This window comes from Methylobacterium sp. WL120, assembly GCF_008039465.1.
GTDB classification, from domain to species: domain Bacteria; phylum Pseudomonadota; class Alphaproteobacteria; order Rhizobiales; family Beijerinckiaceae; genus Methylobacterium; species Methylobacterium cerastii.
Genome location: NZ_VRUT01000161.1, coordinates 1 through 10,569 on the forward strand (window position 1 = coordinate 1; position 10,569 = coordinate 10,569).

Here is a 10,569-nt window from a genome sequence, read left to right on the forward strand (position 1 = left end):
AGCGGGAGGTGGGCGGCGACGGATTCGCGGCCGATGGTCAGCGCCTTGACGCCCGCCTCGCCGGCGATGCCGCGCAGCACCCGCGCCGAGACGATGACGATCGAGGGTCCCGGCGGCCCTCTCGACCTGCGGGTGATCCGCCCGCGGGCCGGCGTGAAGCTGCGCGGGGCCTACCTGCACATCCATCGCGGCGGCTGGGTCTGGGGCTCGGCCGACGAGCAGGACCCGTGGCTGGAGCGGATCGCCGACACCTGCGGCTTCATCTGCCTCTCGGTCGATTACCGCCTCGCCCCCGAGCATCCCTATCCGGCCGCCCTCCTCGATTGCGAGGCGGCCGCGCTCTGGCTCGCTGGGCCGGGCAAGGCCGAGTTCGGCGTCACGGCGCTGACGATCGGCGGCGAATCGGTCGGCGCGCACCTCGCGGTGATGGTGCTGCTGCGCCTGCGCGACCGGCACGCGCTGCCGCGCGCGTTCCGCGGCGCGAACCTCAACGCCGGCTTCTTCGACCTCGGGCTGACCCCGTCGGTGCGCAACTGGGGCGACGAGCGCCTCGTCTGCAACACCACCGACCTGACCGCCTTCGCCAACGGCTACGTCCGCGACGGCATCGACCGGCGCCGGCCGGACGTCTCGCCGATCTACGCCGACCTCAAGGGCCTGCCGCCGGCGCTATTCACGGTCGGCACCTGCGACCCGCTGCTCGACGACACGCTCTACATGTCCGGCCGCTGGGCCGCGGCCGGCAACGGCGGCCACACGTCGGTCTATGCCGGTGGCTGCCACGTCTTCATCCGCTATCCCGGCGCGATGTCCGAGCGGGCGCTGGAGCTGATCGACCGCTTCCTGATGGCGCTCGCCTGAGCGGGCGCAAGGGGCCTGGGAAAACGGCCGACCCGGGCGTCCTGCCGCCGGCCTTCGCCGCGTGGTTTTCCGCGCGGGGCTGGACGCCGCGGCCGCACCAGCTCGAGTTGCTGCGCATCGCGGGCGCCGGGCGCTCGGCGCTGCTCGTGGCCCCGACCGGCGCCGGCAAGACGCTCGCCGGCTTCCTGCCGAGCCTCGTCGCCCTGTCGCAGAGCCGGGCGAAGCCGTCCGAGCGAAAACTCCACACGCTCTACATCTCGCCGCTGAAGGCGCTTGCGGTCGACATCGCGCGCAACCTCGAGGCACCGGTGGAGGGCATCGGCCTGTCGCTGCGGATCGAGACCCGCACCGGCGACACCCCGGCGCACAAGCGCACCCGCCAGATCGAGCGCCCGCCGGACATCCTGCTCACCACGCCGGAGCAGCTCGCCCTCCTCATCGCGCACCGCGAGGCGGCGGACTTCTTCTCCCAGCTGCGCTGCGTGGTGCTGGACGAGCTCCACGCCCTGGTCACCTCGAAGCGCGGCGACCTGCTGTCGCTCGCGCTGGCCCGCCTGCACCGGCTCAGCCCCGGCCTCGCCGCGATCGGCCTGTCGGCGACGGTGCGCGAGCCGGACGCGCTGCGGCAGTATCTCGTGCCGCAGAGCGCGCTCTCCGAATCGGACCCGGATACCGGTGACGGCGCAGGTCCCTTCTCCCAGGGTGAGAAGGACAGGATGAGGGGCGTGGCCCCTCCGGATACGGCACGCCCCTCACCCCAACCCTTGCCCCCTGGGAGAGGGAACGCATCGAGCCCCATGGCCGACCTCGTCGTCGTGCGCGGCGGGGCCGCGCCGAACCTGCACCTGCTCGACATCGGCAAGACCCTGCCGCTCGCCGGGCACACGGCCTGGCATTCCATGCCGGCGATCTACGACCTGATCCGGGCGCACCGCACGGTGCTTGTCTTCGTCAACACCCGTCTCCAGGCGGAGTACACCTTCCAGGAGCTGTGGCGCCTCAACGACGACGTGCTGCCGATCGCCCTCCACCACGGCTCGCTCGACGCCACCCAGCGCCGCCGCGTCGAGGCGGCGATGGCGGCGGGCTCGCTTCGCGCCATCGTCTGCACCGCGACGCTCGACCTCGGCATCGACTGGGGCGACGTCGACCTCGTGATCAACGTCGGCGCGCCGAAGGGCGCGAGCCGGATCATGCAGCGGATCGGGCGCGCCAACCACCGCATGGACGAGCCGTCGAAGGCCTACCTCGTCCCCGGCAACCGCTTCGAGATCCTCGAATGCCGGGCGGCGCTCGATGCCGTCGAGGAGGCGGCGCAGGACACGCCCGACGCCCGCCTCGGCGCGCCGGACGTGCTCGCCCAGCATGTGCTCGGCATGGCCTGCGCCGACGCGTTCGACCCGTTGGCGCTCTACGACGAGGTGATCTCGGCCGCCCCCTACGCGACCCTGTCCTGGGAGGATTTCGAGGCGGTCGTCGACTACGTCGCCACCGGCGGCTACGCGCTGCGCGCCTACGAGCGCTTCGCCAAGATCCTGCGCGGGCCGGACGGCTTGTGGCGGGTGCGCGACGCGCGCGTCGCGCAAGCTTACCGGATGAACGTCGGCACCATCGTCGAGGCGGCGAAGGTGAAGGTCCGGCTCGCCCGCTCGCTGCGCGGCAAGCCCGGCACGGTGCTGCCGAAGACCGGCCGGGTGCTCGGCGAGATCGAGGAGGATTTCGCCGACACCCTGACGCCGGGCGACACCTTCCTGTTCGCCGGCGAGGTGCTCCGTTTCGAGGGCTTGGCCGAGGACGAGGCGATGGCCACCCGCGCCGGGCCCGGCACCGACCCGGCGATCCCCTCCTATGCCGGCTCGAAGTTCCCGCTCTCGACCTACCTCGCTGCGCGCGTGCGCGCGATCATCGCCGACCCGTTCGAATGGGACCGGCTGCCGCGGCAGGTCGCCGACTACCTGCTGCTCCAGCGCAGCCGGTCGCTGCTGCCGGGCGAGCGCGACCTCCTGGTCGAGACCTTCCCGCGGGCGGGGCGCCACTACCTCACGGCCTTCCCGTTCGAGGGCCGGCTCGCGCACCAGACGCTCGGCATGCTGCTGACGCGGCGGCTGGAGCGCGCCCGCCTGCGGCCGCTGGGATTCGCCGCCAACGATTACGGCATCGCGATCTTCATGACCCGCGACCTCTCCGAGCGGATCGCGCTGGAGCCCCGCTTCCTCGAAGACCTGTTCGCGCAGGACATGCTCGGCGACGACCTCGAAGCCTGGCTCGACGAATCGTCGATGATGAAGCGCACCTTCCGCCAATGCGCGGTCATCGCCGGGCTGATCGAGCGCCGCCATCCCGGGCTGAAGAAGACCGGGCGGCAGGTGACGATCTCCACCGACCTGATCTACGACGTGCTGCGCAAGCACCAGCCCGACCACCTGCTGATGCGCGCCGCGCGCCAGGATGCGGCAACCGGACTCCTCGACGTGAGGCGGCTCGGCATGATGTTGGAGCGCATCCAGGGGCGAATCACCCACAAGGCCCTCGACCGCGTCTCGCCGCTTTCGGTCTCCGTGATGCTGGAGATCGGGCGGGAACGGGTCTACGGCGAGGGCGCCGACGAGATCCTGGCCGAGGCCGAGGCCCAGCTTCTCGAAGAGGCGCTGGGGTGACGGCCCCCTTCCCCACCGACGAGGACACCATCTTGGCGCTCGGCCTGAGACTCGAGAAGACTCAAAAATCCCCCGGCCTGACGCTCGCCGGCGAGGTTCTCACCCTCGATTTGTGCGGCGGCCTGTGGGCGCCCGCGCACCGCACCCTGATCGTGTCCGATCTCCACCTGGAGAAGGGCTCGGCGTATGCGGCCCGCACCGGCCAGTTCTTGCCGCCCTACGACACCCGCGAGACCCTGGCCTGCCTGCACGAGGCCGTGGCCCGCTTCGACCCGGCCTGCATCGTGGCCTTGGGGGACAGCTTCCACGACGCGCGCGGGCCGGAGCGGATGGAGCCGGGCGACCGGGCGATGGTCGCGGCGCTGCAGCAGGGCCGCGACTGGGTCTGGATCGCCGGCAACCACGACGCCGCGGTGAGCGAGGGCGTCGGCGGGCGCTACGCCGACGTGCTGCGGCTCGGCGGCCTGACGCTGCGCCACGAGCCGACCCCGGGCGCGGCGCCCGGCGAGGTCGCCGGCCACCTGCATCCCTGCGGCAAGGTCGCGATGCGCGGCCGGGCGGTGCGCCGCCGCTGCTTCGTCACCGACGGAACCCGCCTGGTGATGCCGGCCTTCGGCGCCTACGCCGGCGGCCTCAACGTCCGCGACGCGGCGTTCGAGCCGCTGTTTTCCAAGGACTTCACCGCGCACTTGCTGGGCGACGGGCGGGTGTTCTCCATCGGGCGCGGGATGCTCTCGAAGGATTGAGATGTTCGCGATACTGCTCTTGAGCATCGAAACCGATACCGTCGTCGGACCTGCCGAGTGCCGTATACCTGCTTGCCAGCCGTCGGCATGGCACCCTCTACCTGGGCGTGACAAACGACCTTGCGCGTCGTGTTCATGAGCACAGGACGAAGAGATATCGCGGGTTCACTGCGACCTACGACGTGAATCGCCTCGTTTGGTACGAATTCTACGATCGGATCGTCGACGCGATCGACCGCGAGAAGGCGCTCAAGAAGTGGCGGCGCGACTGGAAGGTCCGACTCATCGAGGACTTCAATCCCGAATGGTCGGAGCTCTATCCGACGCTTACGGGCTGGACGGGGCTTTGAAACACCACCCCGCCATTCCGGGGCCGCGCAGCGGAGCCGGAATGGCGGGGATGGCGTGAAAATCATGAACAGCCGTGCGCGTGCCCATCATGCTCCGGCAGCGTCAGCCCGAAATGCGAGACCAGGTCGGCGACCTGGGCCGGGCTGAGCTGGCGCGGATTGAGGTTGCGCAGGAGCAGGTAGAGCTTGGCCGTCTCCTCCAGCTCCTCGGTGGCGAAGACGGCGGCCTCCAGGCTCTCGCCGGCCACCACCGGGCCGTGGTTGGCGAGCAGCACGGAGGCGTACTTCCCCGCCAGACCCCGGATCGCATCGGCCACCGCGGGATCGCCGGGGCGGTAGTACGGCACGAGGGCCGTGCCGCCGGTGCGCATCAGGTAGTACGGCGTCAGCGGCGGCAGCACCGCCTTCGGGTCGATCTCGGGCAGCATCGACACCGCCACCGCGTGGGTCGAGTGCAGGTGGACGATGGCGCGAGCCTCGGCGCGGCTCTCGTAGAGCGCGGTGTGCAGCGGGATCTCCTTGGTCGGCTTGTCGCCGGAGACCACCCGACCCGCGGCGTCGAGGCGCGAGATCCGGGCCGGGTCGAGGAAGCCGAGCGAGGCGTTGGTCGGCGTCACCAGCCAGCCGCCGTCGGGCAGGCGCAGGGAGATGTTGCCCGAGGAGCCGGGCGTCAGGCCGCGCTCGAACAGCGAGCGCCCGTAGCGGCAGATGTCCTCGCGCTGCTTCGACTCGCTCATGCCCGATCCCTCATGCCCGATCCCTCATGCGGTCGCGCCCGCCACCAGCGCGAAGCCGAGGTCGATCGTCTCGGCCGGTCCGCCCGCCGCCAGGCGCTCGGCGGCGACTTCGCCGATCCGCAGCCGCGGCGTGCGGATCGTCGAGAGCGGCTGCGGCATCGCCGCGGTGATGTCGAGGCCGTTGTAGCCGAACAGCGCGAGCCGGTGCGGGATCGACCACCCGCGCGCCAGGCAGCAGAAGTAGCCGCCGAGCGCCATGTCGTCGTTGGAGAAGTACACGGCGTCGAGGTCCGGCGTGCGGTCGAGCAGCCGGTCGAGCGCCGCCCGCCCCGCCGTAGCGGAGGACGGTTCGGCCACGATCTCGCGGTCGATCAGTCCGTGCCCCGTGCCTTGCAGGGCCGCCTCGAACCCCGCGAGCCGCTTGCCCGCCCGGAGGTCGCGAAGGATGTCGTGGCCGACATAGCCGATGCGGCGGTAGCCCCGCGCCAGCAGGTGCGCGGCGCTGGCCTCGCCGACCGCCCGGTTGGAGAAGCCGACGACGAGGTCGAGGCCCGGCCCGTCCGTGTCGATCATCTCGACGACGCGGATGCCGGCGGCGCGCAGCAGCGCCACGGTGTCGGGATTATGCTCCAGACCGGTGAGGACGAGCCCGGCCGGGCGCCACGACAGCAGGGCGGCGACCAGCGCCTCCTCGCGGTCGGGATCGTAGTCGGAGACGCCGATCACGCTCTGGAAGCCGGTGCGGTCGAGCGCCCCCGTCAGCCCGCGCAGCAGGTCGGGGAAGACGATGTTGGCGAGCGACGGGATCACGATGCCGACGAGCTGCGAGCCGGCCGACGCCGCGTTGCCGGCCAGCGACCCGGCCAGGCGGTTCGGCACGTAGCCGAGCTTGGCCACCGCCTCGGCCACGCGGTCGGCGGTGCGCTTCGCGAACGAGCCCTGGTTGCGCAGCACCCGCGAGACGGTGCTCTCGCCGAACCCCGATTCCCGGGCGACGTCCGCCAGCGTCACGAGGCGCCGATGCAGGTTCATGGTGGCCCTTCGCGCGGCGAGATCAGAAGCGACATATCGAGCATCGCTGTCACCCGCAACTCGATTGGCAGCGCTGCCAAAATACTTTAGGCAGAATCCAAGCGCCGCATCACGGCGCAGAATCAATCATGACGCCGACGCGCCAAGACGTCGGCCTTGGAGGACGCCATGAGTTCACCAGCCGCCGTGCTGCCGGGCAGCGCCGTGCCGTCGAAGGACTTGGTCGAGCAGACCTATACGAAGGTGTTCTGGCGCCTCGTGCCGTTCCTGATGCTCTGCTACGTCGTCGCCTACCTCGACCGGGTGAACGTCGGCTTCGCCAAGCTGCAGATGTCCCAGGACCTCGGCTTCAGCGAGACGGTCTACGGCTTCGGCGCGGGCGTGTTCTTCATCGGATACTTCCTGTTCGAGGTGCCCTCGAACGTGATCCTCCACAAGGTCGGCGCACGGATCTGGATCGCCCGGATCATGGTCACCTGGGGGATCATCTCGGGCGCGTTCCTGTTCGTGAACTCGGCGACCACCTTCTACATCATGCGCTTCCTGCTCGGCCTCGCCGAGGCCGGCTTCTATCCGGGCGTGATCCTCTACACGACGGCCTGGTTCCCGGCCCATCGCCGCGCCAAGGTCATCGCCGTGTTCATGGCGGCGATCCCCGTCTCGGGCATCTTCGGCAACCCGCTCTCGGGCTGGATCATGGACGCTTTCAACGGCGCACACGGCCTGGCCGGCTGGCAGTGGATGTTCGTGATCGAGGCGGTGCCGGCGGTGCTGGTCGGCGTCGCGGTGTTCTTCTACCTCGACAACCGCGCCTCCGAGGCCAAGTGGCTGAACGACGCCGAGAAGGCGGTGATCGAGCGCGACATCGCCGCCGACAACGTCGGCAAGGAGACGAGCCCGCACTCGATCGCGACCGTGTTCAAGAACGGCCGCGTCTGGTTCATGAGCTTCATCTACTTCTGCTTCGTCACCGGCCAGTACGGCCTGACCTTCTGGATGCCGACCCTGGTGAAATCCACCGGCGTGCAGGGCAACCTCAACATCGGCCTCATCAGCGCGATCCCGTTCCTGTTCGCGGTGTTCGTGATGATCCTGCTCGGGCGCAGCGCCGACCGGATGCGCGAGCGGCGCTGGCACTTGATCGTGCCGGCGCTCTGCGGCGCCGTCGGCTTCGTCGTCGCGGCCACCGCCGGCAGCACCACGATCGCGATCATGGCGCTCTCGGTGGCGGCCGGCGGGGTGCTCACCTGCGCGCCGCTGTTCTGGTCGCTGCCCACCGCCTTCCTCTCGGGTGCGGGCGCCGCCGCCGGCATCGCGCTGATCAACTCGGTCGGCAACCTCGCGGGCTTCGCCAGCCCCTACGTGATCGGCGCCCTGAAGGACTACAGCGGCAACACCGCCACCGGCATGTACGCCCTCGCCGCGATGCTGGTACTCGGTTCGATCGCGACCTTCGTGACGCCCAAGGGCCTGGTAAACCGCTAGACCCCGGCACCCGCCGCCCAAGGCCCCAACCGGACATCCACGATGACAGCAACCTCCTCCGCCCGCCACGCCGCGGTGATCGGGCTCGGCTCGATGGGCTTCGGCATGGCGGCCTCGCTGCTGCGCGCCGGCTTCATGGTCGCGGCCTGCGACGTGAACCCCGAGGCCGTCGCCCGCTTCTCGGCGGCCGGCGGGCGCGGCGTGGCGAGCCCGGCGGAGGCGGCCGAGGGGGCGGGCGTGGTCATCTGCGTCGTCGTCAACGCCGCCCAGACCGAGGCCGTGCTGTTCGGCGAGGACGGCGCCGCGGCGGCGATGCCGGAGGGCGCGGTGTTCGTCTCCTCCGCGACCATGGACCCGGCGGTCGCCCGGCGCCTCGCCGCCCGCCTCGAGGCGAGCGGCCGCCACTACCTCGACGCGCCGATGAGCGGGGGCGCGGCGCGCGCCGCAGACGGGGCGCTGACCTTCCTGGCCTCGGGCACGCAAGCCGCCTTCGATGCGGCCCGTCCCGCCCTCGATGCGATGGCCGGCACGCTCTACGAGCTCGGCGACGCGGCCGGGCAGGGCGCGGCGTTCAAGATGATCAACCAGCTGCTGGCCGGCGTGCACATCGCCGCGGCGTGCGAGGCGATGAGCTTCGCCGCCAAGCAGGGCCTCGACCTCGCGCGCGTCTACGAGGTCATCACCAAGTCGGCCGGCAATTCGTGGATGTTCGAGAACCGGATGCCTCACGTGCTCGACGGCGACTACGGCCCGAAGAGCGCGGTCGACATCTTCGTCAAGGACCTCGGCATCGTGCAGGACATGGCCCGCGTCGAGAAGTACCCCGTACCGGTGGCGGCCGCCGCCCTGCAGATGTTCCTGATGGCCTCGGGCTCGGGCATGGGGCGCGACGACGATTCCTCCGTCGCGCGGCTCTACGCCCAGGTCTCGGGCGCGACCCTGCCGGCGGCGAAGAGCTGAGCATCCGTCGGCGTTCGATCGTTCGATCCACCACCTCATCCTGAGGTGCCCGCCTCGGCGGGCCTCGAAGGAGCCCTCCAGAACCCGCCGTCATCCCTGGAGGGCTCCTTCGAGGCCTCCGCTTCGCTCCGGCACCTCAGGATGAGGGGCAAGGGTGGGACGACCGGGGATCTAACGCTCGGTCTCGACGCGAACCGGCGTCGAGACCGGCGCAGAAAGAGTTCGAAACCATGCCGCGCTTTGCCGCCAACCTCACCTTGATGTTCACCGAGCTGCCCTTCCTCGACCGCTTCGCCGCGGCCGCGGACCAGGGTTTCGGGGCCGTCGAGTTCCTGTTCCCCTACGCGCATCCGGCCGACGCGATCGCCGAGCAGCTCGCGCGCCACGGCCTGACCCAGGCGCTGTTCAACCTGCCGCCGGGCGACTTCGAGGCCGGCGAGCGCGGGCTCGCGGCCCTGCCCGAGCGCTTCGACGAGCTGAAGCAAGGCGTCGCCACAGCGCTCCGCTACGCCGAGGCCACCGGCGTCGGGCGCCTCCACCTGATGGCGGGCTTGGCCGACCCGAACGATTCGACCGCGCGCGACGCCTACCGCCGCGCCGTCGCCTGGGCGGCGGAGGCCGTCGGCAGCACCGGACGGGATTTGGTGCTGGAGCCGATCAACGGCCGCAACATGCCGGGCTACTTCCTGAACGACTTCGGGGCGGCGGCGGCGCTGATCCGCGACCTCGGGTTGCCGAACCTGAAGCTGCAATTCGACCTGTATCACTGCCAGATCATGCACGGCGACGTCACGATGCGCCTGCGCGAGCTGATGCCGATCGTCGGGCACGTGCAGACCGCCTCGGTGCCGGCGCGCCACGAGCCCGGCACCGGCGAGATCGACGACGCCTTCCTGTTCGCGGAGCTCGACCGGCTCGGCTACGACGGGTTCGTCGGCTGCGAGTACAACCCGGCCGCCGGCACCGTCGAGGGCTTAAGCTGGTTCGCGCCCTATCGCGCCGGCCAGCGGGGAAACGCCCGATGAGCGCTTCGCAGTCTCCTTCCCGAGCCCTCGCCCTCGGCTGCGTCGCCGACGACTATACCGGCGCCTCCGACCTCGCCAACACCCTGACCAAGGCGGGCCTGCGCACGGTGCAGACCATCGGCGTGCCGGCCGACGACCTCGTCCTGCCGGAGGTCGACGCCGTGGTGGTGGCGCTCAAGAGCCGGTCCGTCGCGCCGGGCGAGGCGGTGTCGCGCTCGCGCGAGGCCGACGCCTGGCTCCGCCGCCGCGGCGCGAACCACGTGCTGTTCAAGGTCTGCTCGACGTTCGACTCGACCGACGCCGGCAACATCGGCCCGGTGCTCGACGCCCTTCGGGCGGATGCGGCCGAGCCGATCGCGCTGGTCACGCCCGCCTTCCCCGAGACCGGGCGCAGCGTCTGCCAGGGCCACCTCTTCGTCGGCGCGACCCTGCTGGCCGAGAGCCCGCTGAAGGACCATCCGCTCAACCCGATGCGCGATTCGAATCTCGTGCGGGTGCTCGCCCGCCAGAGCGCCGGCACGGTCGGGCTCGTCGACATCGCCACCGTGGCAAAGGGGCCTGAGGCCGTCGCCGCCCGCCTCGACGCCCTGGCGGCGGACGGCCACGGCGCGGCGATCGCCGACGCGATCTTCGAGTCAGACCTCGAGATCCTGGGCCGCGCCGCCCTCGGGCACCGGGTCTCCTGCGGCGCCTCGGGCCTCGGCCTCGGCCTCGCC

Annotated in this window: 10 protein-coding genes; 8 read left to right on the plus strand and 2 right to left on the minus strand. The window is 71.0% G+C overall.

All coding sequences use genetic code 11. The features are described 5' to 3' along the window. The 4 genes from FV229_RS22220 to FV229_RS22235 form a co-directional block, all read left to right on the plus strand. On the plus strand, positions 1–861 hold an 861-nt coding region (locus FV229_RS22220), incomplete at its 5' end, for an alpha/beta hydrolase (protein ID WP_147754046.1). 41 nt (positions 862–902) lie between these two features. Further along, complete coding sequence (locus FV229_RS22225) at positions 903–3,518, plus strand: ligase-associated DNA damage response DEXH box helicase (protein ID WP_187275246.1); 2,616 nt, start codon at positions 903–905, stop codon at positions 3,516–3,518. 32 nt (positions 3,519–3,550) lie between these two features. Beyond that, positions 3,551–4,264 (plus strand): ligase-associated DNA damage response endonuclease PdeM, encoded by a 714-nt coding sequence (gene pdeM, locus FV229_RS22230; RefSeq protein ID WP_147754055.1) that lies wholly within the window; start codon positions 3,551–3,553, stop codon positions 4,262–4,264. 50 nt (positions 4,265–4,314) lie between these two features. Beyond that, entirely contained in the window at positions 4,315–4,614 is a 300-nt protein-coding gene (locus FV229_RS22235) for a GIY-YIG nuclease family protein (RefSeq protein WP_147754047.1), read from the plus strand. 62 nt (positions 4,615–4,676) lie between these two features. On the opposite strand, the gene FV229_RS22240 is transcribed toward FV229_RS22235, so the two are convergent. After that, positions 4,677–5,351 (minus strand): aldolase, encoded by a 675-nt coding sequence (locus FV229_RS22240; protein ID WP_147754048.1) that lies wholly within the window; start codon positions 5,349–5,351, stop codon positions 4,677–4,679. 24 nt (positions 5,352–5,375) lie between these two features. After that, positions 5,376–6,383 carry a LacI family DNA-binding transcriptional regulator gene (locus FV229_RS22245; RefSeq protein WP_147754049.1) on the minus strand — a complete coding sequence of 336 codons (1,008 nt, stop codon included), beginning with the start codon at positions 6,381–6,383 and terminating at the stop codon, positions 5,376–5,378. 168 nt (positions 6,384–6,551) lie between these two features. Here FV229_RS22245 and FV229_RS22250 point away from each other — a divergent pair, with 168 nt between their 5' ends. The 4 genes from FV229_RS22250 to FV229_RS22270 all read left to right on the plus strand — a co-directional run. After that, positions 6,552–7,868: an MFS transporter gene (locus FV229_RS22250; protein WP_147754050.1), complete on the plus strand. Its 1,317-nt coding sequence runs from the start codon at positions 6,552–6,554 to the stop codon at positions 7,866–7,868. A 42-nt stretch (positions 7,869–7,910) separates the two neighbouring features. Next, positions 7,911–8,828, plus strand: a complete 918-nt coding sequence (ltnD, locus tag FV229_RS22255; RefSeq protein ID WP_147754051.1) for an L-threonate dehydrogenase — start codon at positions 7,911–7,913, stop codon at positions 8,826–8,828. A 230-nt stretch (positions 8,829–9,058) separates the two neighbouring features. After that, positions 9,059–9,853, plus strand: coding sequence for a 2-oxo-tetronate isomerase (otnI, locus tag FV229_RS22265; protein WP_147754052.1), 795 nt, complete (start codon positions 9,059–9,061; stop codon positions 9,851–9,853). After that, positions 9,850–10,569, plus strand: a 720-nt coding sequence (locus tag FV229_RS22270; protein ID WP_147754053.1) for a four-carbon acid sugar kinase family protein, incomplete at its 3' end; no start/stop codon positions are given. The genes otnI and FV229_RS22270, both read left to right, overlap by 4 nt.

What these genes read in the sequence shown, in the direction of transcription:
- FV229_RS22240 (WP_147754048.1), bottom strand. Translation starts at nt 5,351, where the DNA reads ATGAGCGAGTCGAAGCAGCGCGAGGACATCTGCCGCTACGGGCGCTCG.
- FV229_RS22245 (WP_147754049.1), bottom strand. Translation starts at nt 6,383, where the DNA reads ATGAACCTGCATCGGCGCCTCGTGACGCTGGCGGACGTCGCCCGGGAA.
- FV229_RS22250 (WP_147754050.1), top strand. Translation starts at nt 6,552, where the DNA reads ATGAGTTCACCAGCCGCCGTGCTGCCGGGCAGCGCCGTGCCGTCGAAG.
- ltnD (WP_147754051.1), top strand. Translation starts at nt 7,911, where the DNA reads ATGACAGCAACCTCCTCCGCCCGCCACGCCGCGGTGATCGGGCTCGGC.
- otnI (WP_147754052.1), top strand. Translation starts at nt 9,059, where the DNA reads ATGCCGCGCTTTGCCGCCAACCTCACCTTGATGTTCACCGAGCTGCCC.